The sequence below is a fragment of the Agrobacterium sp. FDAARGOS_525 genome, from assembly GCF_003938925.1.
In the GTDB taxonomy this organism is placed as follows: Bacteria; Pseudomonadota; Alphaproteobacteria; order Rhizobiales; family Rhizobiaceae; genus Agrobacterium; species Agrobacterium pusense.
The window spans coordinates 1,167,501-1,192,877 of sequence record NZ_RKIU01000004.1; the positions used below are offsets into that span (position 1 = coordinate 1,167,501).

Below are 25,377 nucleotides of genomic sequence, written 5' to 3' on the forward strand. Positions count from 1 at the left end.
TGGAGGTAGGTAGGAAAGCTTGTCCTTGGGCATTTTTGTTGTTTGAAGGTTTAGACCTTCATCTGATGGGAATGCTGGATTGATGTTGCCTGACCGCGCATCACCGGATGATATCTCGAGAAGCTGGTCTTAATGGTATGGCTTCGAGGTGCACCGGCGTGCCCTCAATGAAGACCGTACCGACACGTCGATGTCATCAGGAAAGACTTGATTGTAAAAGGTAATCAGGTTGCCGTTCCTTTGGAGCGGCTATGGATGAGCATAGACAATGAGAACGAAGAAGTGAATTAAGGGCATTTGGTGGATGCCTTGGCATGCACAGGCGAAGAAGGACGTGATACGCTGCGAAAAGCCGTGGGGAGCTGCGAATAAGCTTTGATCCATGGATCTCCGAATGGGGCAACCCACCTTAAATGCTTGGAAAATCCAGTCTGTTTTAACGAACGGCCTGGGTTTCCAAGCATTGTGATAAGGTATCTTACTTTCGAATACATAGGGGTAAGAAGCGAACGCAGGGAACTGAAACATCTAAGTACCTGCAGGAAAGGACATCAACCGAGACTCCGCAAGTAGTGGCGAGCGAACGCGGACCAGGCCAGTGGCAATGATGAATAAAGCGGAACGATTTGGAAAAGTCGGCCATAGAGGGTGATAGCCCCTTACGCGTAGAACAGTCATTGTCCTTGAGTAGGGCGGGACACGTGAAATCCTGTCTGAACATGGGGAGACCACTCTCCAAGCCTAAGTACTCGTGCATGACCGATAGCGAACAAGTACCGTGAGGGAAAGGTGAAAAGCACCCCGACGAGGGGAGTGAAATAGAACCTGAAACCGGATGCCTACAAACAGTCGGAGCCCGCAAGGGTGACGGCGTACCTTTTGTATAATGGGTCAACGACTTAGTGTAACTAGCAAGCTTAAGCCGGTAGGTGTAGGCGCAGCGAAAGCGAGTCTGAATAGGGCGATTGAGTTAGTTGCATTAGACCCGAAACCGAGTGATCTAGCCATGAGCAGGCTGAAGGTTGGGTAACACCAACTGGAGGGCCGAACCCATAACTGTTGCAATAGTTCGGGATGACTTGTGGCTAGGGGTGAAAGGCCAATCAAACTCGGAAATAGCTGGTTCTCCGCGAAATCTATTTAGGTAGAGCGTCGACCGAATACCCTCGGGGGTAGAGCACTGGATGGGCTATGGGGACTCACCGTCTTACTGATCCTAACCAAACTCCGAATACCGAGGAGTACTAGTCGGCAGACACACGGCGGGTGCTAACGTCCGTCGTGAAAAGGGCAACAACCCTGACCTCCAGCTAAGGTCCCCAAGTCATGGCTAAGTGGGAAAGGATGTGAGGATCCCAAAACAACCAGGATGTTGGCTTAGAAGCAGCCATCATTTAAAGAAAGCGTAACAGCTCACTGGTCTAAATAAGGGTCTTTGCGCCGAAAATGTAACGGGGCTAAAGCCATGCACCGAAGCTGAGGATTTGCAGCAATGCAAGTGGTAGCGGAGCGTTCCGTAAGTCTGTGAAGGCGGACCCGTGAGGGCTGCTGGAGATATCGGAAGTGCGAATGTTGACATGAGTAACGATAAAGGGAGTGAGAGACTCCCTCGCCGAAAGACCAAGGGTTCCTGCTTAAAGTTAATCTGAGCAGGGTTAGCCGGCCCCTAAGACGAGGCGGACACGCGTAGTCGATGGGAACCACGTTAATATTCGTGGGCCTGGTGGTAGTGACGGATCTCGTGTGTTGTTCAACCTTATTGGATTGGTTGGGCGGCGAAGAGGTTCCAGGAAATAGCTCCACCGTATAGACCGTACCCGAAACCGACACAGGTGGTCAGGTAGAGTATACCAAGGCGCTTGAGAGAACTATGTTGAAGGAACTCGGCAAATTGCACGCGTAACTTCGGAAGAAGCGTGACCCTTTTGTACGCAAGTATGATGGGGTGGCACAGACCAGGGGGTAGCGACTGTTTATCAAAAACACAGGGCTCTGCGAAGTAGCAATACGACGTATAGGGTCTGACGCCTGCCCGGTGCTGGAAGGTTAAAGGGAGGGGTGCAAGCTCTGAACTGAAGCCCCAGTAAACGGCGGCCGTAACTATAACGGTCCTAAGGTAGCGAAATTCCTTGTCGGGTAAGTTCCGACCTGCACGAATGGCGTAACGACTTCCCCGCTGTCTCCAACATAGACTCAGTGAAATTGAATTCCCCGTGAAGATGCGGGGTTCCTGCGGTCAGACGGAAAGACCCCGTGCACCTTTACTATAGCTTTACACTGGCATTCGCCAAGGCATGTGTAGGATAGGTGGTAGGCTTTGAAGCAGGGACGCCAGTTTCTGTGGAGCCATCCTTGAAATACCACCCTTATCTTCGTGGATGTCTAACCGCGGTCCGTTATCCGGATCCGGGACAGTGTATGGTGGGTAGTTTGACTGGGGCGGTCGCCTCCGAAAGAGTAACGGAGGCGCGCGATGGTTAGCTCAGACCGGTCGGAAATCGGTCGTCGAGTGCAATGGCATAAGCTAGCCTGACTGCGAGACTGACAAGTCGAGCAGAGACGAAAGTCGGTCATAGTGATCCGGTGGTCCCGTGTGGAAGGGCCATCGCTCAACGGATAAAAGGTACGCCGGGGATAACAGGCTGATGACCCCCAAGAGTCCATATCGACGGGGTTGTTTGGCACCTCGATGTCGACTCATCGCATCCTGGGGCTGGAGCAGGTCCCAAGGGTATGGCTGTTCGCCATTTAAAGCGGTACGTGAGTTGGGTTCAGAACGTCGTGAGACAGTTCGGTCCCTATCTGCCGTGGGTGTAGGAATATTGACAGGATCTGTCCCTAGTACGAGAGGACCGGGATGGACGTATCTCTGGTGGATCTGTTGTCCTGCCAAGGGCATAGCAGAGTAGCTATATACGGAATGGATAACCGCTGAAGGCATCTAAGCGGGAAACCAACCTGAAAACGAGTGTTCCCTATCAGAGCCGTGGAAGACGACCACGTTGATAGGACGGGTGTGGAAGCACAGCAATGTGTGAAGCTTACCGTTACTAATAGCTCGATCGACTTCTTCGTTCCCATTGTTCATGCTCATCAAGCGGAGCTTGATGATCTGTTCTGTCTTCACGCTGACGTGGCCTTCGGCCACTACGCTGCAGACGGCGCGCCAAACGATTGGCGACGGACTAGCGTCCTGTATGGGCGCCACGCTCGACCTCGAGCAAGGCAACATACGGATAAGTCACAGAAACGACGTGTAAATTAAATAGAGCCTTGAGCTCTCCAGCTTCTCGAAAATAACGTTCATGTGAAAACATGAACAATGTTGCGTTTTGCCGACCTGGTGGTTATCGCGGGGCGGCTGCACCCGTTCCCATTCCGAACACGGCCGTGAAACGCCCCAGCGCCAATGGTACTTCGTCTCAAGACGCGGGAGAGTAGGTCGCTGCCAGGTCTGCAAAACGCATCAAAATCTTCTCATCACATCCCTCGGCCCAGCCGAAAAAAAAGGGCCGCCAAAAGCGGCCTTTTGCAGTTTAAGACAAAACTTAAGGAAAACGCCAAGTGCGTCCCTTACAGGAGATAAATTGCTCCGCAATTTACTCCGGCAAAGATCCGTCGTCGCTAAAGCAACGACGTAACCGCGACATTCGGCCTTGCCGAATGCGCTGGACGCGGGGTGGAGCAGCCCGGTAGCTCGTCAGGCTCATAACCTGAAGGCCGCAGGTTCAAATCCTGCCCCCGCAACCATCTCAAATTGCGATACCAAATCGCGCACATCAGCCGCCCTGACCGGGCGGCTTTTTTGCGTCCGCAAGTTCTGATGGTTGCGCCCTCCCGCAACCATCTCAGCTTGGGAACCGGCCAAGTTCTGGCCAATGCCGGTCCCCGCAACCATCTCAACTTGCGATCGGCCCGCCCCTGCGGCGGGCCTTTTGCCTTTGAGCGAAATCGCAAGAATGCCAGCCAGTTCGCCGCGCACGTCGATCTTCAGTTCATCGTCTTCCGGAGTCAGGATGATCTCTCGGACGAGGGAGCGGATGAGGTCGGCGGCAGTCATCCGCTTGGCCTCACAATCCTCCTGAAGCGCCGCGTATAGCTCGTCGACCTGAACGTGGTAGTGGTGAGCCATGTTCGGATGCAGGAGGGGCGGTGGCTCCTCCGCCTCTTGCAGGAACGCTTTCAGCTCTTTCTGGCGAGCCTCAAGATCCTTCATTTGCTTCATCATGCGGGTGGGCGCGTCGTCGTCACTGGAAGCCATGATGAGCTTCATCAGCTTGTCCAGTTCGCGGTCGATCCGTGTGACCTCAGCCTCGGCTTGATCGATCGACGCCCGCCCTTCCATGCGCAGCCGATTCATCTCGTGGGTGAACTCGTCACAGAATTCCTTGAACAGCGCGGGTTCCATAAGGTGATGCCGCAGCGCGTTGAGAACGCGTGCCTCAAGCTGATCGCGCCTAATGTTCTTGCGATTGTCGCAGGTGCCCTTGTTGCGTGCCGTTGAGCAGCCGACCAGATCGGCTGAGATCATCGAGTAGCCACCGCCACAGCAACCGCATTTGGTCAGGCTCGAGAAGAGGTATTTGGGACGCCGGCGCTCGCGGAAATGGTTCTCGGTCTCGTTATCGTCGTTCCGGTTTTGCTTGACGGTCTTCTGGCGCTCCTTCACGGCCTGCCAGAGATCCTCGTCGAGAACACGCAACTCCGGCACGTCCTGGGTGATCCACTCCGCCTCGGGGTTCATCCGCGCCTGGCGTTTACCCGTGTCTGGGTCCTTGATGAACCGTTGGCGGTTCCAGATCAGTTTGCCGACATACATCTCATTGTTGAGAATGCCGTTGCCCCTTTTTGGATTGCCATTGATTGTACTGAAGCCCCAATCGCCGCCGCCCGGCGCGGATATAGCATCCTTGTTCAGTTCGAAGGCGATCCGCTTGGCGGATTTTCCGGCGGCATAGTCGCGGAAGATCCGGCGGATGACATCAGCCTGAAACTCATTGATGGTCCGGTCACCGCGGACCGGCTCACCGTTTCCGTCGAACTTCTTTACCACATCATAACCATACGCGTTTCCGCCACCCGACTTGCCTAACTCGACCCTGCCACGCTGTCCCCGGCGGGTCTTATCGGCCAGGTCCTTCAGGAACAGGGCGTTCATCGTGCCTTTGAGGCCGACATGCAGATGGGTGACCTCGCCCTCCGAAAGAGTGACGATCTTCACATCCGAATACGCCATGCGTTTGAAGAGGCCGGCGATATCCTCCTGATCGCGTGAGAGGCGGTCCATGGCCTCGGCCAGCACGTAGCGGAAACGGCCACGGGTCGCGTCAGAGATTAGTGCCTGGATACCGGGACGGAGGAGAGAGGCGCCGGAGATTGCGTGGTCGGTGTATTCCTCGACCACCTGCCACCCTTGCTTCTCGGCATGGAGACGGCAGATGCGAAGCTGGTCGGCGATAGAAGCGTCGCGCTGATTGTCGGATGAATAGCGGGCGTAGATCGCGACCTTCAAAACGCACTCTCCTGTCGTATCAGGAGCGGGTTGTCCCGCGTTCCCGCGTCTGCTCCTCGAACGCTTCCCGCGCGGCACGACGGGCGAGCAGACGAACCAACTCGACCAGACGCGGGTCCGGACCGTCGCCACGGCGCAAGAGCGTCAATTCCGGCTCGTTGAGCCGAAGCGCACTCCTTTGCTTTGGGCGGTTGCCAGAATTCATCGCTGAGCCATTCGAAGCCGATTGCAAGTAGATCGGCTTTAAGATTGGCGCGAACGGAAGTATAAGCAACTGCAATCACGGGCGAATATTCGGCGACATTCGGCGCAGAGTCGTCGGTGCAAGCGAAATCTGGCGTAGCGAAGTGCGTTATGGAAGACGGAAAATACTGACCTTGCTCCGGTCTGCCGAGATTTTCTAAAACCAGTTCTGCCACCCTGTCCTCGCTTGTCTGCGCCACAAATCTGGACTATATATCCAGACATAGCATGGAGGATAGCCATGGGCAATGCCGCACAGAAAAGAGCTACGCAGAATTATCGAACACGCCTGACGCAGCGAGGGCTCACGCGTTTCGAGATCATGGCGCTTGAATCCGACCGCGAACTCATCCGCACCCTTGCGCGTCGTCTCGCTGAAGAAGGTCCAGAAGCGGAAGACGTCCGTGCGGCTGTCAAGACAGCCGTCGGCGGCAAGCCGCCTAAGCCCGGAAATATCCTAACCGCTCTGCGGCGATCGCCGCTTGTCGGCGCCGAACTCGACCTTTCCCGTCCCCGTGAAGAGGGGCGCAAGGTCGATCTGTGACGCGTTATCTTCTCGACACCAACATCATCAGCAATATCGTAAAGCCAAAGCCGTCGGAGTCGCTGCTGGACTGGATGGGCGAGCAGCGCGACGAGAACCTGTTTATTGCCTCGCTGACGATCGCCGAAATCCGGCGTGGCATTCTGGAAAAGCCGCGAGGCAAGAAGCGTGACAGCCTCGACGCTTGGTTCGCGGGCTCAGAGGGGCCGCAGGCACTGTTTGCGGATCGTATCCTGTCCTTCGACGATAAAGCCGGTCTGCTCTGGGCGCGGCTCATGGCGGAGGGCAAGATGGCTGGGCGCCCTCGCAGCGGTCTCGATATGATCATTGCGGCCGTCGCAGGCGCAAATGACTGTGTTGTGGTGACGGACAACGAAAAAGACTTCGTGGGGCTCCAGATCATAAATCCGCTGCGCCGCGGCTTGGAGGGGGGGGGAATAGAACAATGACGGCTGCGCCGCCTGTACCTATCGAGTATCAGCTCATTGGTTTGACGGAAGACGGCAACGCCGGCGATCTTCTGCTTGGGCTCGACCAGAAGCAGGGGCGCGTTCGTCTCCAGGCTCTGATCTCCGAATGGTTGCGGATGGAAAACCTCGTCGTTCTGACGGGGTCCGGCACGTCGGTTTCGGCGGGCGGCAAGACGATGGCGAACCTCGAAACTGCCGTCTTTGCGACCATTGAGGCTCTATCCGATGTGCCGGCCTCTATTGGTCCTATCATCAAGGCGCGGCAGGATGCCGTTTCGCTGGCCGATCTTCTGGACGAGCCGACGTTGGGGTTCGAGGCCTGGCTGTCCTTTGTCGCTAATGCACTTGTGGTTGGACAGTCAAAGGACGCGCCGTTCTCCGGCGTCTCATGGCCGGGCACACCAGCACCGAGCCTGGACGATCTCAAGTGGTTCGTCGATCGTCTGCGTATGTCGATTTTCGCCGAGTGTGCGCTGTCCTTGCCTGATACGGCCAAGGCGAAGTCCGCAAGTCAGATCGCTCCGCAGCTAGCGTTTCTCTCCAAGCTCGTGGCGCGCGACAGCAACCTCGGCCGAACCCACCTTTTCACGTTGAACTACGATACCCTCTTCGAGCAGGCCCTCGAACTTCTCGGTATCCAGTACTTCGATGGATTCACCGGCCGTGCCGCTGCCCGCTTCGATCCCTCGGTTTACGGGCTCGATATCTATTATCCGGGCGAGGTTGCCGAAGGTCGCGTAAGACGCTTCGACAAGTTCCTGCACTTCTACAAGCTGCATGGCTCCATTCACTGGTTTGAGCAGGACGGCGAGATGCGTGCGCGGCATCCTGATCTCGCTCCCTTCAAAACCTATGCGAGCCTCAAGCCGGACGAAAAGGGCGGCGCCCTCGTCGACTTGGCGGGTGGTACGCCATCGGTTGGAATTCTGCCAACCGCCAACAAGTTCGCGCAGACCCTGACGATGCCCTACGCGCATCTCTTCCGCTCCTTTCAGGTTCGTCTCGGTATTCCGCAGACCTTCCTGCTCGTTCTTGGCTACGGCTTCGGTGACGATCACGTCAGTCGCATTATTGAAAATGCGCTCATGAATCCGTCATTGGTGATGCTCGTAGTTGAGCCTAATCCAGCGAGCCCCGTCATCGAGCGGGTGCGCCGCTACAAGGACCTCGGCAAACGCGCTTTCGTGCTGACTCCAACCGACGCCGCCTTTGCTGTCGCCAAGTTCAGGCACGCCACCTTTGACGATTTCGCCCGCTCGGTAATGCCCGACGTGCAATGGCTGGACGACTTCTTGCGCCTGCGGCGGTTCGAGAAGCAGATTGCCTCCTCCACGACGGCGACCGAACCTGATCCGGTGGTGTAGGATGGATAATCCACGTCTCATCGGCCATATCGTTTCAGTTCAGGGCTTCCGGGTGAAGGTGGAATTGCTGCCCGAGACCCGATCGGCGCTGCGGGCGACCCTCGATGGAGTTCAGGCAGCGATCGCCATCAATGCCTATCTTACCTTCTCGCTTGGTGCGGGCGAAACCGTCATCGGCATCATCACCGATCTCGAGGCGCGGGAAAGCTTCGACCCTTCCAGCGGAGATGATCTCAGTCTGGAACTCATGAAGCCACGCCGGATTGCCAGTGTGCAGTTGTTGGGCACCATCGAGCACGCCGATGATGAGCCATCTTTCAGTCCAGGCATATCCGTTCTGCCGACGCTGGACACGCCGGCAGAAATCGGATCGCCCGACATCCTGCGCGCGATATTCGAGATCCCACCCCGTCGCAACAGGCCGGAAGGCTACGATGCCAAAGATTTCGACTACGACCTCAAAATCGGTTTTCCGACCGGCCAGGCGCGCAACGTCGTGCGGGCGTCCTACAATGACCTGTTCTCCAGGCCGTTGGCGATCGTCGGAAACACGGGCTCAGGGAAATCCTTCTCAGTGTCGAGCCTTATCCAGAAGGCAATGAAGGCGCTGGATGGTGCTGCCCAGGAGCCGCACGTCTTCATTCTCGACATCAATGGTGAATACGCCAAAGCCTTTCCCGCCACTGTGGCTGAGACACGCCTACCGGATCGCATCTATCTCAATGGCAAGGAGTTCAGCCTCCCGCTCTGGTTCCTGAACGCGGAAGAGATCTGCGCATGGCTAAGCGCATCGGAGCAGACGCAGGAACCCGTGCTGAAGGACTGGTGGGCGATCGCGAAGGGCGGCAACGCTACGGCTGCCGCCAGCCTCGGTTCGCTGCAAAATGCAATGAGCGCGCTCGATCAGCTTCTCAGCGAACTGACGAAAGTGAAAAGGAAGTTCGCAGGTTCTTACTGCGACGCCATTGTGGGCCACCTCGCGGATGCCGACATCGACACCGCGGCCTTCGAAGCCCTTTTCAAGACTCATCGCAGTGTCGATCAGTACAACCAGGACGTAATGGGCAATCAGGCTGCGATCGCGGCCGAAGCCGAGAAACTCAAGGACGCTATCCGGATCAAGATTGTCGGCGGTAGCGATACGGCGGAGGCAGGCGCGCGCACCGCAGATTCGCCGATCCCGATCGCGCGTGCGACGCTGACAGATCCGTCTCTGATCAATCGCGCCGTCTCGAAGGAAGATACCTTCAGGGTGGACGCCCATTTGACGACGCTGAAGCTGCGGTTGAAGACGCGCCTCGACGACAAGCGGTGGCGCGCATTCCTGAACTACGAAGACGCTGACACCGCCATCACTAATCTATCCGCCTGGTTCTCTCGCTTTGGTTTGGGCGCCGCCACAGGTCCGAAGGTGTCCGTGCTCGACCTTTCGATGCTGAGCAACGAAGTGCTTCCCTATGCCTGCGCCGTCATCGGGCGCGTGCTGCTGGAAGCGCGGGAACGCTTGCCCGCGGCGTCACGCTACAAGCACCCATGGGTACTCGTGCTGGAAGAGGCGCACAATTACGCCCGACCAGCTCGTACGGACGAGGATCGCGGTCATCGTCTGGCCCGGCTGACCTATGAGCGAATCGCAAAGGAAGGGCGCAAGTTCGGACTGTCGCTCATCATCGCCAGCCAACGCCCGAGCGAGATCAGCCAGACAATCATCAGCCAGTGCGCCAATTTCATCAGCCACCGTCTGCAAAACCCGGACGACATCGACCATTTCCGCCGGATCATCCCGATGCAGGCGCGGCGTCTGCTCGACCAGGTGACGATATTGTCGTCAGGCGAGGCGATTGTTTTTGGAAGCGCATTCCATATACCGACGCGGGTCCAGTTCGATCGTCCGGAGCCCGGCCCATACAGCCAGACAGCAGCGCCGTACCACGAATGGTCGAAGGAAAAGACCCCATTTCCTCTGGGCACAATCATCGACGCCTGGGGAGCATAGAAAAAGCCAACTGCTTCGGTATTTGAGGCCTATGCGACGCGCTCCCCGGTCCTCTGGCGCATCGCCGCTAGCTGTCGAATCCCTCCTTCGGCGACCATCGCCTCGTCTCGAATTTTCGCGGGCGAAAAGGATCGCCCACCAAGGCCAGGCCGTCGCGGAACAGCGCGTAATTATAGTCAGAGCCGTCGGCACGCCGCCCCCGGCTGTCCTCGCTAATACTGAAACCAGCGGGATCAAAGCTGGGCAGGCCAAGTCGTTCGGGACGATCTTCACTACCGGCTCGGATGATTCCGGTGAGGCTATCGAGGAACGCCCTGCAGGCCGTCTCCTCCATGACGAACCAACCAACCGACTCGCCCAGCAAACCGCGAACGATAGTGTCTCGAATGGCAAGCCGTCGCCAATTCGGATCGTCCCAGAGCTCATCGTGCCACCAATAGGGACGTAGAGCCGGCCAGATCGAGAAAGCGTTGCCAAGATACCAGCGGCCGGCATAGGGAAATCGGACGAAGGTGACTGGTCCGGATTCCACGGGAAACTCGCCAGCCGTATTGATCCAGTCGATCCAATTGACGACAGGGCTTATACCCATCAGCAGGAAGTTCGACCGGTGTGTCGCCAGCGCCATTTGCGTCGTCACGCCGCGGGCAACAGGCGGCTCGCTCGCGGGCGGCGGAGCCTTTTTCCTTGGTTTCGTAATCCGCGTTTCGGCTACGCTCAGGAAGGCGCCAGACGTACCCGGCTTCGAGCCAAAGGCCACGCAATAGCCGTGGATGATGTGGCCGAAGGGCGACTCCACATTCACATAGGGTTTCACCTGCCTTGCATATTTACGCTTTGCTTGCGCGGCGACAGTCTTTGCCGTGGCGTTGGCAGCGAATGAACCGTGGGCTTCAGCCAGCACGACACCGTGGCCATCGACGTTCCCGCCATCGTAAAGAAAGTCGGCGTGGGGATCGAGCGCGCTGGACAGGCAGGCCGCATTCGCGCGCCAGACATATCCCAAGGCGTTCATATAGAGATCGGTTATCCCGGCTCCGCACCGTGCGGTGAACAGGGTCCGTTCGGTATCAGCCAGGTCCGCAAAGTCATCCGTGAGTTTGAACATCGACGTGTTCGAGATCAGGCATTCCAGTTGAGCGAGTGCGCTCTTCTGAAGGCCGGCCAGCAGTTGCGCTCGCGCCTGACGTGTCGTCGCCGTTCTGGCGACGGCCGCCGCCAGCGCGACGGGAGAGAACGTCAGGGTCGACGCGGCCTGAGGCGCTTCGAAATGGGGTGATACCGGGCTGGGAACATGTCTGTGCTTTGTATGGGTCGTCAGGCCGATCGTGACGTCGACATCCCACAATTCGGCAGTTGCACTCACAACGTTCATCCGTCCCCCCAAGCGCTGGTCCTAATTGCTACTCGCCTTAGCGGTAATGTCGAAGTCAGGAATCGAAAGGCCGACGATCAGGTTAATGAACGTCTTCGCTTCAGCAATCGCAGCCTCGGCCTCCTTTGCATTGCTGAACGTGCCTTGATGCACGACTGCGTTTCGGACGGCATTGATGTTCTCGGCGGACTTGATGAGTGTCTTCCCGATTTGACTCTTCGCGGGGTGAGCGAAATAGATGGGCACGAACAGGCGGGTGACCTTGCCGTGGAGGCCGTTCGCCCACCGCAGGAACTGGTCGATGATCGTTGCGTCGAATTCGGTTTGGCGAGCCCATTCGGTTCGGATGGCGTAGTTCGCAGCGATCTCGGCAGCGGTTGCGCAACGCACAATCGCTGCCGAAGGCTCATCCCTCAAATGAAGGCCAGACAGCTTGTTCCACTGCGATTGCAGCTTCTCGAGATCGGATCGTTCATTGTAGGGTTTCTTGGATGTCTTCCTGTGCGTTTCGTTTGTCGTTTTTGTCATAGTCCCCAGCCCCATTAAAAACGCGCCTCCAGCAATATCGTTTATGATAATTTCTTCTGCTGGGCCGATAAATACTGAAATGCAATGTATTCACAGTATAGCGACTTAACGTCCCTGTTTAGAAAGAAGAAATGGCAGCGACAGCTACGGCGAATGCCTGCTCTCTCTTTCGCTCTCGCGAGCCGCACACACGGGGCGAGCATCAGCTTGGCCGCAAGCGGATGGGGAAAGCCTTCCCCCTGGCCGGCGCCAAGGTCGCCGGCGCACCCCCTTCTGCGGGGAGACCCCGCAACGCCCCCTAATAGTGAGAGTGTGGATCGGGTTTCCATGACGGGTTGAGGGCTGGAGAAGAGGTCTCCGGCGCCCGTCATGGAGATTGGTTCCATGAATATGCAGGTTCTCGATGGCCGCCGTGACGCGAGTGGTGGCTACAAGGTGGATGTCAGCCGTGGCGAGCGCATCGGCCGGGTATCCTCGGAATGGTTCTCGCGTCCTGCGGATGAGCGATATCTCTCGCTCAATGAACTGATGGATTCCGTGCGCGGCCGCGCCGAGCGTAGCCGGACGCGCGTAGTGGAAAGCGCACTCATTCATGTAGAGGCGAGTCGTACAGACGCTGAACACCTCTCTCTGATCTTGCCGGGCTCAGACACGCCGGTCGCGCCGACGCACTGGAGCTTCGGTCAGCTCGCCAGCCAGGTCGGCGCTCCCGCCGCCTATCTGCGCCAACTCCCTGCGGCGCTTGCTGGCATCAACCTGCAATACGGTCTGACGTCCAACCGCGCCGAGCAGATCAAGACGCTCGAAACCGACGACGGCCGTGTCGAACTACGCGCCGTTACCGGCCCTGACTACGGACGCATCTACGACTATGAGCTGGTCGAGGCCGTGCAGCGGATCGCCGGCAACGGCACCGGGGATACCCGTTGGAAGGTGCCGGGCGTGCTCGACTGGTCGACCGGCATCTACAATCCGCGTGTTGACATCACCAAGGATACGACCACGCTCTACGCTTCCGATCGGGACGTCTTCCTCTTCCTCGTGGACGATCTCAACCCCATCGAAGCCGGGCGTCTGCCGGACGGTTCGCCCGACCTCTACTTCCGGGGCTTCTATGTCTGGAATTCGGAAGTTGGAGCCAAAACGCTCGGCATGGCCAGTTTCTATCTCCGGGCGGTCTGCCAAAATCGCAATCTGTGGGGCGTCGAGGATTTCGAGGAAATCACCATCCGACACTCCAAATATGCCGCGTCCCGTTTCGCGCACGAGGCGGCTCCCGCGCTGCTGAACTTCGCCAATTCCTCACCGGTGCCTTTCATCAACGGCATCAAGGCGGCCCGCGAGCGGATCGTGGCGAAGAGCGACGAGGACCGCACCGACTTCCTGCGCAAGCGAGGCTTCTCCAAGGCCGAGACCGGCAAGATCATCGACACGGTGCTCGCCGAAGAGGGCAGGCCGCCCGAGTCTATCTTCGACTTCGTGGCCGGCATCACCGCCGTTGCGCGCGACAAGCCGCATCAGGATGCGCGCCTCGACATGGAGGCTAAGGCCAAGAAGCTGCTCGACCGGGCAGCCTGATATCCTTCAAGCCGGGAATGCGGATTTCCGTATTTCCGGCTTTGCACATTTGTGCCTTTCCGTTTCGCCGGTTTCGTGGCGCTGCCCTCCTAGAGTGAGAGGGCGGCGCTTCGCTTCGTGACGGGTATTGGGTCGGGAGAAAGGCTCTCGGCGCCCGTCGCGGAGACCACCCCGATGGCTACTGCTGTTCAGAAAATCACCCTGTCGTCCTCGCGCGACATTCCTTTCAACAAGCTCGTCTTGAGCCAGTCGAACGTCCGCCGCATCAAGGCCGGCGTTTCGATCGAGGACCTGGCGACTTCGATCGCGCGTCGCGGCCTGATCCAGAGCCTTCACGTCCGGCCTGTCCTCGATGCGGACGGTCAGGAAATCGGTATGTTCGAAGTGCCTGCCGGAGGACGCCGCTATCAGGCCCTCGCAATCCTGGTGAAACAGAAGCGCCTCGCAAACACCGCGGCGGTCCCCTGCGTCGTCGGCGATGCCGCCAGCAACATCCTGATGGAGGAGATTTCGTTCGCCGAGAATGACGAGCGCGTGCCGCCCCATCCGCTCGACCAGTATCGCGCCTTCCAGACCATGCGCGACAAGGGCATGACCGAGGAAGACATCGCCGCCGCCTTCCTCATCGACGTCAACGTCGTCAAGCAGCGCCTGCGCCTGGCATCCGTTTCGCCGATGCTGCTCGACATCTACGCCGAAGACGGCATCGAGCTGAAGCAGCTCATGGCCTTCACCGTCTCCGAGGACCATGCTCGCCAGGAACAGGTCTGGGCGTCCATCAAGGACGGATGGCAGAAGGAGCCCTGGCAGATTCGCCATATGCTGACCGAGACGGCGGTACGCGCGGCCGACAAGCGCGCCGTGTTTGTCGGCATCGACGCCTACGAGGCGGCGGGCGGCTACGTCCTGCGAGACCTGTTCGAGAGCGATAACGGCGGATGGCTGCAAGATCCGATCCTGCTCGATCGCCTGGTCGGCGAAAAGCTGAAGACCGTCGCCGAGGAAATTGCCGGCGAAGGCTGGAAGTGGGTCGAGTTCGCCGTCAACTTCCCCTATGGGTACAATGACGGCTTGCGGGCGATTGTCGGTACGGCTGCCGATCTATCTGACGAAGAGCGTGCCGCCCGTGAGGCGCTTCGGGACGAATATGATCGTCTCGAGGCCGAATATGGGGAAGCCGACGAACTGCCGGACGAGATCGATGAGCGCCTTGGCGAGATCGAGCAGGCGCTCGACGCCTTCGAGCACCGTCCGGTGATCTACGATCCGGCGGAAATCGCCCGCGCCGGCGTCTTCGTCAGCATCGATCGTGATGGCGATCTGTTCTTAGATCGCGGTTATGTCCGCCCCGAGGACGAAGCTCCGCTTGCCGATGATGTTGAAGAGAGCAATATCGATCACGACACTCCGGCCGCGGCAATAGCGGCCGATCGCGCCATCCAGCGCGCCGTCATCACTATCGGCGGCCAGCCGGCCGAGCCGGAGGATGAAGACGAGCAAGACGTCATCAAGCCGCTGCCCGAACGGCTAGTGATCGAACTGACTGCACATCGCTCGCTAGCGCTCCGCGATGCGGTCGGTGCCAATCCGCATGTCGCGCTCACGGCCCTGTTGCACAAGTTGGTGCGCGACACGTTCCATCGAACCTCCACCAGTGGAGCGAGCATTCAAGCCTCGGTCAGTCATGTCTTCTTCCGTGAACAGGGCAAGGATCTCGCCGATGCTCCATATGCGAAGTCCGTCAACCAGCGGCATGAGGGATGGAAAGCGGATATTCCGGCCGACGATAACGCGCTTTGGGATTGGCTCGCTGCACTCGACGACGCCAGCCGCCAGGCGCTGCTCGCCCATTGCGTCGCCTACGGGATCAACGCGCTTTATGAGCGCCCGAACCCGATGAGCGCCTCCGGCATCTCGCAGGCAGCCCTCGATCGCCGCATGGCCGAGTCTCATCGGCTGGCGCGCGCCACTGGTCTCGACATGGTGAACGCTGGCTTCCGCCCCACGGTCGAGAACTATCTCGGCCGTGTCACCAAGCCTCGCATCCTCGCCGCCGTCCGCGAAGGCTCCGGCGACCGGGCGGCAGACCTGATCGCCCATCTGAAGAAGGGCGACATGGCGCGGGAAGCCGAGCGTTTGCTCACCGAAAGCGGCTGGTTGCCCGAGCCGCTGCGCCTGACCGATCTCGACGAGGCTGCGGTTGGGGACGCTCCGATGGGCGCATTGGCCGATGGAGGCGGCGTCGACGAAGCGCTTCCTGATTTCCTCGCGGGCGACGACGAGGGTGAGGCCGACACTGACGGCAATCATGGTGCGATGATCGCCGCCGAATAATCGTGATGCGGGGCCGGTATGATCGGCCCCGCAATTGCGCTGCTCTTCAGAAATGGCGTTCCGCTGTCCGGCGGAGCGCCTTTTCTTATTTTGCGTTCAAAATTCCGACCCACAATTCAAGGATGGAGCTGTATCAATGGCGAACAGCATTTCTTGAATTTCTTGCCGCTCTGGCAAAAGCAGCGGTCATTTGGTCCAGTGTTGCGAGCGAGATCGACGAAGACGGCGCCAAGGCTTTGCTGGACGTCTCGTCCGAGTGCTGCGAGATAGGTGCGGTCCATGGTGGACTGGTTTCCCACGGAATGCCGTTCGATGGTTCGCTGCAACGTGTCGGCAGCCCGTATCCAATCCGGAACGCTGGCAAACTGGCCGAGGCTCTTCTTGATGTTGATCAGCCGCTTTTGCCCAACGAAATCGTATGTGCGGGCACGGTCCGGGAGAAACAGGATTCTAGTCTCACCGTTTATCGGCGGGGTGATGTCGAGCAACGCCCCGTCCTTCTCCCAAACCGCATGATGTTCCGCCTCGATGAACACGCGCGGCCATTCCCAGATCAGCCAGCCGTAGACGAGCGATCCGCCGTCACGGTCCACCTTGGCCGCGACATTGTTGAAGCATTCTGACGGTTGCGCCTCATTATCGGGCTGGACTGCGATGTAGGACGGCTTGGCGTCGGCATTGATACCGGCGCAGAACGCCCGTACGGCCGGGCTTAGCTCCTTCGGCGACGTCGTATAGCTCTTCTTGAACAGGTCGGTGCTGATTGCGGGCACGCCGATCCCCCGGGTTCGGTGTTACGGCGATCAGTCACGACGCACGACGACGACATGTGACAGGCCCCGGTCGACGGCCTGCTCCTTCGCCCGCTCTATCACCTCGTTCAGAAGCATGTCGAAGGGACCGGAGCCTCCCCAGTCCTTTTCGTCGCTGATGTGAAAATAACCTTTGTCACTCGTCCCGGGAACGCCGTCCCTGTGAACGCGCACAACGATGTGACGTTCGTCCGGCATGTCGGGCGGCGCCCAGATGACTGTTACCATTTTTCGGCCTCCATAACCCATGCACTCCCGTCACCATAGCGTCATCGACAAGACGGGCCATATCTGCACCAAGAATCATCCTGTACAGGGATGATATCTCAACCAATGGCGGACAGTTCCGATTTATGATTTTCTCCTTCTTATTTCCTTCGGAATAGTAGTTTGAATATCCGGCGAAACAATATTCGTCGTTGCATTGGGAGGGCGCATGGAAATCGAAGGACAAACGATCCGGGCGATATGGGATGCGTTGCAAAGACCGGAACCGTCCGATCGCCCTTTTCCGGCTTCGTTGGCTACAAGGATTACTGAGACTGGATGGGCATCGACAGCCGATATCGAAGATTTGCTGCTTATGCTCGACCGCAGATTGGATCCGCCTGCGGTCATTGATATCGAAAAATTCGCCGCCGCGCTGGACCTGCCGTTCCGCGCTGTCTTCTCGCGCCCGAAACATCGTCTCGATGACGGTTTCGGTCACTCCATGCTTTCCGCGATCGATACCGCCGCCTTTTGCATCTTCATCGAACGGCTGGGTTTCCGGAGCGACCTGACGATCTTGTGCGCTCGGCTCATGGGGGCAATTCCGCCGGTTTCCCATCTGAACGAGGACGAGATCTCGGTTCTCTTCTATGAGCAGAACCGTCATCGCATGCCGCCTGTAACCCTCTCGGCGCCTCACCGGCCATGGCGGGGAATGCGCACGATGCGACACAAGACCGGATCGGGTTACCGACTGGAGTATGTAATTGATGACGATGGTGAGCCACTGTGGCTGAAGATCGTCGCCCCGAAATATCGCAAGCGGCCGGAAACACAATCCGTGACCTGCCCCGATTGCGGAATGCTCTACGTCAAGGGCCTGCGAACCGACGAACAGGCGCACCGGTCGTTCCACCGCAAGCGTTTTGCCATCATCGATCCGAAGCCGAACCGGCAATTCGCCGATGCGTTGTCCCGCGATCTCGACGCTTCCTGGGTGGATGCGTCGTCTCCGAAATGGAAACGCAAGGCGGTCTATGATCGGGCGTTGGAGTTCAAGCGCGAGCTCGGCTACGACTTCGTGCAATGGGAGATCGATCCCGATCACGATGGCGAAGCGGTCGGATTCCTGTTTTCCGACGACGCGGATCGGATTGTCGGAGCCTGCGCGTTTCGCCCCCAGCCGGCTGGACGCGGCGACCACCCCTGGCGGCTCGACTGGATATGGATGTGCCCCGATGCGCGGCGCCGGGGTCTGTTGGGGCGCCAGTGGGATCGCTTTCGTCAGAGGTTCGGTGTCTTCGACATCGAGCCGCCGATCTCGGAAGCGATGCAGGCGTTTTTACGCAAGCGAGGATGCGCCGGTCTGATCAGGTGATCGTTTCGAGGAATTCGGCCAGCAGTCTGTTGAACGCCTGCGCCTCCTCGCGATGGACGGCATGCCCTGTCCCGGCGAGCCGGATTGGCTTGCCCGTCCAGACGTTCCGGTAAGAGAGGCTGTCGACATAGTCCAGATTGACGACCGGATCGTCGGCGCCGTTGATGATCAGCAGGGGTATTGCCGTCGTTTCGGCCACCTTACGCTGGTCGCTGGTTTTGCCGGCCTGTGCGTCTTCCATCATATATTGCCGCGCCCGACCGTCGGTGCGCCAGATAGCGGCGAGGAATGTTTCATTGCCCTCGTCCTGTTTCCCGAGCGCCATCCTGGCGATCATCCCGACCTGTTCTTCGGTGATGACGAGGCTGCCGGTATAGGCCATGTCCGGGCTGGGCACGAAGCCGGCGATCAGTCCCTCGATGCTGTTCTCGATCGGCGGCGTACCGAAAATGATCGCGCCGGCAATCGACTTTTCGACACGCGCGAGCAGTTCCAGAGTGATATGGCCACCGAGCGAATGGCCGAGCAGCGCGTATCGTGTGACGCCGATCCCGGCCAACAATTCGGAAACGGCGTTCGCATAGCCGGTCATGCTGTAGCTTCGGCGTGGGTCTGTCGCGTCGGATGAGCCTCCGTGACCGGGCAGGTCGATGGCAATGGTTCGGTACGTGTTCCCGAAGGCGGTGATCTGGAGCGCAAAGCTCTCTTTGCAAATAGAGTTGGCGTGCAACATCACAAGCGCAAGCCCATCGGCGCGATTATCGTAAAAGGCTATTCTGCCGTCTGATGTGTCGAAAAACTGTTCTTCCATATGTTCTCTCGTGTCGCTTGTCGTTCACGTCGCCGTCCCGGATTTGACGGAGACGGTAGCCGCACATGTTCACGACGCGGGGGAACGGCGCAATGTGCAGATCTGCATGTAACGGCGGTTGTTGGAAAGGAAGAGGGCCGTGGGACGGGGCGAGTCCCGGCGGTCGAGAGAGAGCGCTGACGGGGCTTGTCCTGTTCCCGCTCTCACGAGGACTACTCCATGTACATCATGTTGCCCGCGGCCGATGCTTCTGCCGCACCGCTTCCGCTCGATCGCGAACCGGCCGCTCCGTCTGCCGCTATACTCGCCGCGGCCAATCTGCTGCTTCCCCATCTCGAACGCGGCCAACCAGTCGACACCGGCATGCTGCGTGTCGCCATGGAAACGACGTTCGGCGCCTCCGATGCGTCGGGTGTCTGGGACTGGAAGGAGGCTTACGAGGCCGGCGAGATAGCGACCGTCCTGTTCCTGCGCAAATACGGAAAGACGCTGTTCCGTAAAGCAGGACAGCCGGCTTTGCGTCTTTCAGCGCTCATTAAAATAGCCGCGCTTCTGCCGACCCATACACGCCGCTCGGAAGAATCTCAGGCGCTCCAGCAGTTCTCGACGCCTGTGCCTTTGGGGCTTGCGGCCCTGACGGCGGCGGCGATCACGCCGGACGATCGCGTACTGGAGCCTTCGGCCGGCACGGGCCTCCTCGCCATTCTGGCCGAAATCAGCGGCGGCACGCTTCTCCTCAATGAGTTGGCTGGAATCCGCGCCGATCTGCTCGCCTCGCTGTTTCCAGCCAACACCGTCACGCGCGTCGATGCGGCCCAGATCGACGATCATCTCGCACCGAAAGCCGTACCGTCCGTGGTGCTGATGAATCCGCCGTTCTCGGCGCTCGCGAACGTCTCAGGCCGTGTCGCCGACGCAGGCTTTCGCCATATCGCCTCGGCGCTGAACCGCCTCGCGCCGGGTGGGCGGCTGGTGACGATCACCGGCGCCAATGTCGGCCCGGATCTTGCCGACTGGCGTGACGCCTTCACGCGGTTGCAGGAGCGTGGCCGCATCGTCTTCACCTCCGCCGTCGCCGGCTCGGTCTATCGCAAACATGGCACGACTTTTCCGACGCGGCTCACCGTCATCGATAAGCTGCCCGCCGACGATCCGGCCGTCTTCCCGGCTGCGCCGGGGATCGCGCCCGATGTCGCCACGCTGCTGGGCTGGATCGAGGCTCAGGTGCCGCCGCGGTTGCCGGTCACGCTGCCGGAAACCACAGCATCACGCTCGGCGGCAACGCCACGATCCGTGCGCGGCTATCTCGCGCGCTCGGCTTCGTCGCGTCCGGCTGCTGCTGTGGCCGCCGATCCAGAAGGCATCGAGCTGGCCTATGAGACCGTGGACTGGACTGCGGCCGAAGGCGCGCATCTGACGGACGCCATTTACGAGGAATACGGATTGCAGTCGATCCGTATTCCCGGCTCGACGGCCCATCCGACCAAGCTGGTGCAGTCGGCAGCGATGGCGAGCATTGCGCCGCCGAAGCCGGCCTATCGGCCGACGCTGCCCGCGAACATTCTCGGCCTCCTGTCCGACGCGCAGTTGGAGACCGTCATCTATGCCGGCGAGGCGCATGGCGAATATCTCGCTGGATCGTGGACAGTGGACGAGACCTTCGATGTCATCCAGGCCGCGCCCGCCGACGCCAAGCGTGCCGTCCGCTTCCGCCGCGGCTTCATGCTCGGCGACGGGACCGGCGCGGGGAAGGGACGCCAATCGGCTGGCGTCATCCTTGACAACTGGCTGCGCGGCCGCCGCAAGGCTGTATGGATCAGTAAATCCGACAAGTTGATCGAAGACGCGCAGCGCGATTGGTCGGCTCTCGGCATGGAGCGCCTTCTGGTGACGCCGCTCTCGCGCTTCCCGCAGGGCGGGCCTATCACGCTCTCGGAAGGCGTCCTATTTACAACCTATGCCACGCTACGCTCCGACGACCGTGGCGAGAGGGTTTCGCGCGTCCGGCAGATCGTTGAATGGTTGGGCTCCGATTTCGATGGAGTGATCATTTTCGACGAAAGCCATGCGATGCAGAACGCCGGCGGCGGCAGGGGAGAACGAGGCGACGTTGCCGCCTCGCAACAGGGGCGCGCTGGCCTCCGGCTTCAGCACGCCCTGCCGGATGCGCGCGTCGTCTATGTCTCGGCGACCGGCGCCACCACCGTCCACAATCTCGCCTATGCCCAGCGGCTCGGCCTCTGGGGTGGCGAGGATTTCCCCTTCGCCACACGCGCCGAATTTGTGGAGGCCATCGAGGACGGCGGCGTCGCGGCCATGGAGGTCCTGGCTCGCGATCTGCGCTCGCTCGGCCTCTACACCGCCCGCTCGCTCTCTTACGACGGCGTGGAATACGAACTGGTCGAGCATCAGCTCACCGACGAGCAGCGCCGCATCTACGACGCCTATGCCGGGGCGTTCGCCATCATCCATAACCATCTCGACGCAGCGATGCAGGCCGCCAACATCACCGGCAGCGACGGCACGCTGAACAGGCAGGCCAAGTCGGCCGCCCGCTCGGCCTTCGAGTCGGCCAAGCAGCGCTTCTTCGGCCATCTGCTGACGTCGATGAAGACGCCGACCCTGATCCGCTCGCTCGAGCGCGACCTCGAGCACGGCCATGCCGCCGTGATCCAGATCGTCTCGACCGGTGAAGCGCTGATGGAACGGCGGCTTGCCGAGATCCCGACCGAGGAATGGAACGACGTCCGCGTGGACATCACGCCCCGCGAATATGTGTTATCCGGAGCTCCGGATAAGACATAATATGCCGCGTCGGCGTTATGCTGAGTTCGGGGTTTCAAACTGTTGTTCTTCTGATTCATTTTCGGGTTTCCGCTTTGGATAATCATGATGTCTCTGCTCTCAACCGCAGAAGGACATCTCCAATGAACTCCCCCTCCAACTCTCCGCTCGGTGGCCATGCCGAGGCCGATGACCGCACTCTCGTCCGCAGGTATTTCACGGATAATCCCGGGCTGTCGGCGGGCGCGCTGAGTGCCGCCCGACATTTCCTGAAGTGGGTACGCGCCCGGAAGATCCCGATCAGAGACCTCGATGTATCGGCAGTGAATCGGTTCCTGCGCCATCGCTGCCGTTGCGGCCACTACAGACCTGCGCAATTGCGCAACCCGGCCTACGCGACCGATACCCGCAGGTTCCTGAGTTATCTCGAAGCCACCGGAATGGTCTTCATTGCCGATGACATCGCACGGCTCGCGCAATACCTGCAGGCCTATGCCGGGAAGCTCCGCGCCGCCCGTTACAGCGAAGTGACGTATTCGATGCGACTGAGCCAGGCGCGCCATTTCGCGGAATGGGCGCTGCAGATGCGTGTTCCGGCCCACGGGCTCGATGATGTCATTATCGACCAGTTCGCACATCATGATTGCCGATGCGGGATCAAAACCAAGCGCGGCAAACGGGTCAAGGGTTCAGGAACCAGGGATCGTCGTCGTGGTGCTCGTGCTTTTGTGCGGTTCCTTAGGGATGAGGGTCTGGTTCCGGTCGAAGAGCCTGACTGCGTCACCGCCTGCGATCCGCGCCTAACCGCGTTTGCGGAATGGCTGCACCGTGAACGTGGGGTAACGTCCGAGACCGTGCGGCGCTATGTGAACGAAGCGGACCGCTGGCTGGAGCGCCTTGGGGCAGCCCCGAAGGATTACAACGCGGCGGCAATCCGGTCGATCGTTCTGGATCAGGGCGAAGAGCGCTCCCGATCATCCGTACGCATGACGGTCACCGTGCTGCGTTCCTTCCTGCGCTTCACCATCATTCAAGGTGAATGCGCCCCGGCGCTTCTCCATGCGGTACCACCCGCTGTTCGGCGCAGGCTTTCGACCGTCCCGCGCACCATACCCACCGCGAAGATCGAAGAGATCATAGCCTCCTGTCGCACCGATACGCCGGTCGCGATACGGGACCGCGCCATTCTCCTCCTCCTCGCCCGGTTGGCCCTGCGCGCGGGAGACATCTGGCAACTGCGCCTGTCCGATATCGACTGGCGCGCGAGCCGGTTGCGATTGCATGGCAAGGGTAGACGCGGAGTGATGATGCCTCTGCCGCAGGATGCAGGCGATGCGGTGCTGGCCTATATCGAGGATGCTCGTCCGGTGGTCGCCACGGACAGAGTTTTTCTGCGAACCCAGGCTCCTTTCACCCCACTGCGATCCGCCGCCGAGATCGCCGGGATCGTTTCCCGTGTCCTGAACCGCGGCGGCTTTGCCGGCTTGCCGACCGGCTCACATGTCTTTCGCCATTCACTGGCGTCCGCCTGGTTACGCGGCGGTGCGGATCTTGACCAGATCGGTGTCGCGCTGCGCCACACCTCCCGCTATACGACAGCGATCTATGCCAAGGTCGATGTCGAGATGCTGGCAGAGGTAGCGCAGCCATGGCCGGGATGCGCGTCATGATGCATCACGATGTCGACCGCTTCGTCCAACTCAATCGCGCTCTTGGAATGAAGTTTGCCGCGCAAGAGACATCCTTGCGCGCCTTCGCGGATTTTGCCGCGGAACGTTCCATCACGCATGTGACGACCGCGCTGATCCTGGAATGGGCCGGTGGCGCCGCGACGCCTTATGCAGCGCAGGCCCGGTTTGATCGCGCCCGTGCCCTGACCATGTTTCTGCACGCGGAAGATGCGCGGCACGAGATACCGGCGATGGGCCTGCTGGGCCGTTCACGCCGACGGCGACGACCTGACGGAGGATGGCCTCATGATCCGCAAGGGCAAGTTCGGCAAGAGCCGCCTCGTACCGATACATCCTTCAACCCGCGCCGCGCTGGAACGGTATCTCGAAGCCCGCAGTGCCGTGCGCCATCCGGGCGATGATCTCTTCGTTCTGGGCCACGGCCGCGCCCCGACGGCGACAAGGGTTTACGTGGTCTTCGTTCGGATCGTGCGCAAGCTCGGTTATCGCAACCCAACAGGCCCTGGCCCCCGTGTGCACGATCTGCGCCATACATTCGCAGTGCGATCTCTCGAAGCTTGCGGGCACGATCCACAGGCGGTGTTGCGGCACATGAAGGCGCTGAGCACCTATCTCGGCCATGTCGATATCGCCAATACCTACTGGTACCTCGAGGCCACGCCGGTCCTGCTGAAGATGATCGCGTCGACCGCCGAAGATATCTGGATCGGAGGTACGGCATGACCCCGCTTGCTCCCGATCTTTCGGCCTTCCTGCGAACCCATCTCCCGGGCGACTGCGGAGCGAGCCGACATACCATCGCGGCCTATGCCCACGCGTTCACCCTTCTGCTGCGGTTTGCGGCGGGGCGGCTCAAGCGAACCCCTTCGGAACTCGCCATAGAAGACCTTGATGTGCAGATGATCAGGGCGTTCCTTGAACATATCGAGGAAGGGCGCGCCAACTCCGTCCGGTCCCGCAACGCGCGGCTGGCGGCGGTCAAATCGTTCTTCCGTTTCGTCGAACATCGACACCCAGCATGTCTTGAGCAGGCGATGATGATCCGGGCCATGCCGATCAAGCGGACAGATGCCAAGCTGATCGACTATCTGACCAGGGAAGAAGTCCGTGCCCTGCTTGCCGCGCCGAACCGTCACACGCCGGGTGGATTGCGGGACGGGGCGATGCTGCATCTGGCCTATGCCGCAGGGTTGAGGGCATCCGAACTGCTCGCGGTGCGAATGGACGATTTTCCCGAAGTTTCGTTGTCCAGCGTTCGGATCCTGGGCAAGGGGCGGCGGGAGCGCGTCCTGCCGCTCTGGAAGGAGACCCAAGCCACCATTCGCGCGTGGCTGGCTGTCCGGCCAGGCAATGTGGGGCCCGAACTGTTCCTGAACCGTGATGGTCGCCAGATGACACGGGACGGGTTCGCCTACAGGCTCAGGCAGCATGTGGCGACCGCCGAAGGCTTGGCACCCTCGATCGCCGCAAAGCACGTGACCCCGCATGTGCTGCGGCACAGCTGCGCCATGCATACGCTTCAGGCTACCGGCGATATCCGCAAGGTCGCGCTCTGGCTTGGACATACCAGCATCCAGACGACGGAGATGTATCTGCGCGCGGACCCGGCCGAGAAGCTCGCACTTCTGGATGCGCATCATGCCCCGCTGATCAAACCCGGCAAATTCCGGGAACCCTCGGACAAGCTGATGCAGATATTGGCCGTCGCGACACAGAGATCCTGACTGATCGGGCAGAATTGGTGTCC

At 59.8% G+C, this 25,377-nt stretch carries 17 protein-coding genes, 1 tRNA gene, 2 rRNA genes and 2 pseudogenes; 16 read left to right on the forward strand and 6 right to left on the reverse strand.

What is annotated here, in order from left to right; translation table 11 throughout:
- The first annotated feature begins 276 nt into the window (after nt 1–276).
- The 5 genes from EGT36_RS21780 to EGT36_RS31110 all read left to right on the forward strand — a co-directional run bounded on the left by EGT36_RS21780 (nt 277) and on the right by EGT36_RS31110 (nt 4,504).
- Nucleotides 277–3,075, forward strand: a 23S ribosomal RNA gene (locus tag EGT36_RS21780).
- 264 nt (nt 3,076–3,339) lie between these two features.
- Nucleotides 3,340–3,454: ribosomal RNA gene (gene rrf, locus EGT36_RS21785) — 5S ribosomal RNA — on the forward strand.
- Between the two features lie 219 nt (nt 3,455–3,673).
- Nucleotides 3,674–3,750 (forward strand) — tRNA-Met (locus tag EGT36_RS21790).
- Between the two features lie 73 nt (nt 3,751–3,823).
- Nucleotides 3,824–4,099, forward strand: a complete 276-nt coding sequence (locus EGT36_RS31105) for a hypothetical protein (RefSeq protein WP_235906895.1) — start codon at nt 3,824–3,826, stop codon at nt 4,097–4,099.
- Between the two features lie 69 nt (nt 4,100–4,168).
- Nucleotides 4,169–4,504: a hypothetical protein gene (locus EGT36_RS31110; RefSeq protein ID WP_286084299.1), complete on the forward strand. Its 336-nt coding sequence runs from the start codon at nt 4,169–4,171 to the stop codon at nt 4,502–4,504.
- Here EGT36_RS31110 and EGT36_RS31115 read toward each other — a convergent pair.
- A pseudogene (locus EGT36_RS31115) lies at nt 4,478–5,644 on the reverse strand (recombinase family protein); the annotation flags it as partial. The gene EGT36_RS31110 and the pseudogene EGT36_RS31115 overlap by 27 nt on opposite strands.
- A 352-nt stretch (nt 5,645–5,996) precedes the next feature.
- Between EGT36_RS31115 and EGT36_RS21805 the strand changes: the two are divergent.
- From EGT36_RS21805 to EGT36_RS21820, 4 genes are read left to right on the forward strand one after another with little or no spacing between them, the layout of a single operon-like run.
- Nucleotides 5,997–6,299 carry a hypothetical protein gene (locus tag EGT36_RS21805; protein ID WP_097143016.1) on the forward strand — a complete coding sequence of 101 codons (303 nt, stop codon included), beginning with the start codon at nt 5,997–5,999 and terminating at the stop codon, nt 6,297–6,299.
- Nucleotides 6,296–6,748 carry a PIN domain-containing protein gene (locus EGT36_RS21810; RefSeq protein WP_097143015.1) on the forward strand — a complete coding sequence of 151 codons (453 nt, stop codon included), beginning with the start codon at nt 6,296–6,298 and terminating at the stop codon, nt 6,746–6,748. Before EGT36_RS21805 ends, EGT36_RS21810 begins: the two co-directional genes overlap by 4 nt.
- The gene (locus tag EGT36_RS21815; protein ID WP_097143014.1) at nt 6,745–8,133 is read left to right on the forward strand and encodes an SIR2 family protein; all 1,389 of its coding nucleotides are present in this window, start codon (nt 6,745–6,747) and stop codon (nt 8,131–8,133) included. Before EGT36_RS21810 ends, EGT36_RS21815 begins: the two co-directional genes overlap by 4 nt.
- 1 nt (nt 8,134) lies before the next feature.
- On the forward strand, nt 8,135–10,129 hold the full coding sequence (locus EGT36_RS21820; protein ID WP_097143013.1) for an ATP-binding protein: 1,995 nt from the start codon (nt 8,135–8,137) through the stop codon (nt 10,127–10,129).
- Nucleotides 10,130–10,196: 67 nt separating this feature from the next.
- Here EGT36_RS21820 and EGT36_RS21825 read toward each other — a convergent pair whose 3' ends face one another.
- Nucleotides 10,197–11,504, reverse strand: a complete 1,308-nt coding sequence (locus tag EGT36_RS21825; RefSeq protein WP_097143012.1) for a hypothetical protein — start codon at nt 11,502–11,504, stop codon at nt 10,197–10,199.
- 21 nt (nt 11,505–11,525) lie between these two features.
- Nucleotides 11,526–12,032: a hypothetical protein gene (locus EGT36_RS21830; protein ID WP_097143011.1), complete on the reverse strand. Its 507-nt coding sequence runs from the start codon at nt 12,030–12,032 to the stop codon at nt 11,526–11,528.
- 384 nt (nt 12,033–12,416) lie between these two features.
- Between EGT36_RS21830 and EGT36_RS21835 the strand changes: the two genes are divergently transcribed.
- Both EGT36_RS21835 and EGT36_RS21840 read left to right on the forward strand, forming a co-directional pair.
- Nucleotides 12,417–13,610 carry a DUF932 domain-containing protein gene (locus tag EGT36_RS21835; protein ID WP_097143021.1) on the forward strand — a complete coding sequence of 398 codons (1,194 nt, stop codon included), beginning with the start codon at nt 12,417–12,419 and terminating at the stop codon, nt 13,608–13,610.
- A gap of 174 nt (nt 13,611–13,784) precedes the next feature.
- Nucleotides 13,785–15,944: a ParB/RepB/Spo0J family partition protein gene (locus EGT36_RS21840; RefSeq protein ID WP_097143010.1), complete on the forward strand. Its 2,160-nt coding sequence runs from the start codon at nt 13,785–13,787 to the stop codon at nt 15,942–15,944.
- Between the two features lie 116 nt (nt 15,945–16,060).
- Here EGT36_RS21840 and EGT36_RS21845 read toward each other — a convergent pair whose 3' ends face one another.
- Together EGT36_RS21845 and EGT36_RS21850 are read right to left on the reverse strand one after the other, a co-directional pair.
- On the reverse strand, nt 16,061–16,717 hold the full coding sequence (locus EGT36_RS21845; RefSeq protein WP_097143009.1) for an SEC-C metal-binding domain-containing protein: 657 nt from the start codon (nt 16,715–16,717) through the stop codon (nt 16,061–16,063).
- A 30-nt stretch (nt 16,718–16,747) separates the two neighbouring features.
- The gene (locus EGT36_RS21850; protein WP_097143008.1) at nt 16,748–16,984 is read right to left on the reverse strand and encodes a hypothetical protein; all 237 of its coding nucleotides are present in this window, start codon (nt 16,982–16,984) and stop codon (nt 16,748–16,750) included.
- 355 nt (nt 16,985–17,339) lie between these two features.
- On the opposite strand from EGT36_RS21850, the gene EGT36_RS21855 reads away from it, so the two are divergent.
- On the forward strand, nt 17,340–18,344 hold the full coding sequence (locus tag EGT36_RS21855) for a C2H2-type zinc finger protein (protein ID WP_172965694.1): 1,005 nt from the start codon (nt 17,340–17,342) through the stop codon (nt 18,342–18,344).
- Here EGT36_RS21855 and EGT36_RS21860 read toward each other — a convergent pair.
- The gene (locus EGT36_RS21860; RefSeq protein ID WP_097143006.1) at nt 18,337–19,155 is read right to left on the reverse strand and encodes an alpha/beta fold hydrolase; all 819 of its coding nucleotides are present in this window, start codon (nt 19,153–19,155) and stop codon (nt 18,337–18,339) included. The two genes, EGT36_RS21855 and EGT36_RS21860, sit on opposite strands and share 8 nt — an antisense overlap.
- Before the next feature lie 219 nt (nt 19,156–19,374).
- On the opposite strand from EGT36_RS21860, the pseudogene EGT36_RS21865 reads away from it, so the two are divergent.
- The 4 genes and pseudogenes from EGT36_RS21865 to EGT36_RS21880 form a co-directional block, all read left to right on the forward strand.
- Nucleotides 19,375–21,936: pseudogene (locus EGT36_RS21865) on the forward strand (strawberry notch-like NTP hydrolase domain-containing protein); the annotation flags it as partial.
- A gap of 146 nt (nt 21,937–22,082) precedes the next feature.
- Entirely contained in the window at nt 22,083–23,609 is a 1,527-nt protein-coding gene (locus tag EGT36_RS21870) for a tyrosine-type recombinase/integrase (RefSeq protein ID WP_097143005.1), read from the forward strand.
- Between the two features lie 228 nt (nt 23,610–23,837).
- Nucleotides 23,838–24,353: a tyrosine-type recombinase/integrase gene (locus tag EGT36_RS21875; protein WP_235918694.1), complete on the forward strand. Its 516-nt coding sequence runs from the start codon at nt 23,838–23,840 to the stop codon at nt 24,351–24,353.
- Nucleotides 24,350–25,354 (forward strand): tyrosine-type recombinase/integrase, encoded by a 1,005-nt coding sequence (locus EGT36_RS21880; RefSeq protein WP_097143004.1) that lies wholly within the window; start codon nt 24,350–24,352, stop codon nt 25,352–25,354. Before EGT36_RS21875 ends, EGT36_RS21880 begins: the two co-directional genes overlap by 4 nt.
- The last annotated feature ends 23 nt before the right edge of the window (nt 25,355–25,377 follow it).

What these genes read in the sequence shown, in the direction of transcription:
- EGT36_RS31105 (WP_235906895.1), top strand. Translation starts at nt 3,824, where the DNA reads ATGGTTGCGCCCTCCCGCAACCATCTCAGCTTGGGAACCGGCCAAGTT.
- EGT36_RS21805 (WP_097143016.1), top strand. Translation starts at nt 5,997, where the DNA reads ATGGGCAATGCCGCACAGAAAAGAGCTACGCAGAATTATCGAACACGC.
- EGT36_RS21815 (WP_097143014.1), top strand. Translation starts at nt 6,745, where the DNA reads ATGACGGCTGCGCCGCCTGTACCTATCGAGTATCAGCTCATTGGTTTG.
- EGT36_RS21820 (WP_097143013.1), top strand. Translation starts at nt 8,135, where the DNA reads ATGGATAATCCACGTCTCATCGGCCATATCGTTTCAGTTCAGGGCTTC.
- EGT36_RS21825 (WP_097143012.1), bottom strand. Translation starts at nt 11,504, where the DNA reads ATGAACGTTGTGAGTGCAACTGCCGAATTGTGGGATGTCGACGTCACG.
- EGT36_RS21830 (WP_097143011.1), bottom strand. Translation starts at nt 12,032, where the DNA reads ATGACAAAAACGACAAACGAAACGCACAGGAAGACATCCAAGAAACCC.
- EGT36_RS21835 (WP_097143021.1), top strand. Translation starts at nt 12,417, where the DNA reads ATGAATATGCAGGTTCTCGATGGCCGCCGTGACGCGAGTGGTGGCTAC.
- EGT36_RS21840 (WP_097143010.1), top strand. Translation starts at nt 13,785, where the DNA reads ATGGCTACTGCTGTTCAGAAAATCACCCTGTCGTCCTCGCGCGACATT.
- EGT36_RS21850 (WP_097143008.1), bottom strand. Translation starts at nt 16,984, where the DNA reads ATGGTAACAGTCATCTGGGCGCCGCCCGACATGCCGGACGAACGTCAC.
- EGT36_RS21855 (WP_172965694.1), top strand. Translation starts at nt 17,340, where the DNA reads ATGCTCGACCGCAGATTGGATCCGCCTGCGGTCATTGATATCGAAAAA.
- EGT36_RS21860 (WP_097143006.1), bottom strand. Translation starts at nt 19,155, where the DNA reads ATGGAAGAACAGTTTTTCGACACATCAGACGGCAGAATAGCCTTTTAC.
- EGT36_RS21870 (WP_097143005.1), top strand. Translation starts at nt 22,083, where the DNA reads ATGAACTCCCCCTCCAACTCTCCGCTCGGTGGCCATGCCGAGGCCGAT.
- EGT36_RS21875 (WP_235918694.1), top strand. Translation starts at nt 23,838, where the DNA reads ATGCGCGGCACGAGATACCGGCGATGGGCCTGCTGGGCCGTTCACGCC.
- EGT36_RS21880 (WP_097143004.1), top strand. Translation starts at nt 24,350, where the DNA reads ATGACCCCGCTTGCTCCCGATCTTTCGGCCTTCCTGCGAACCCATCTC.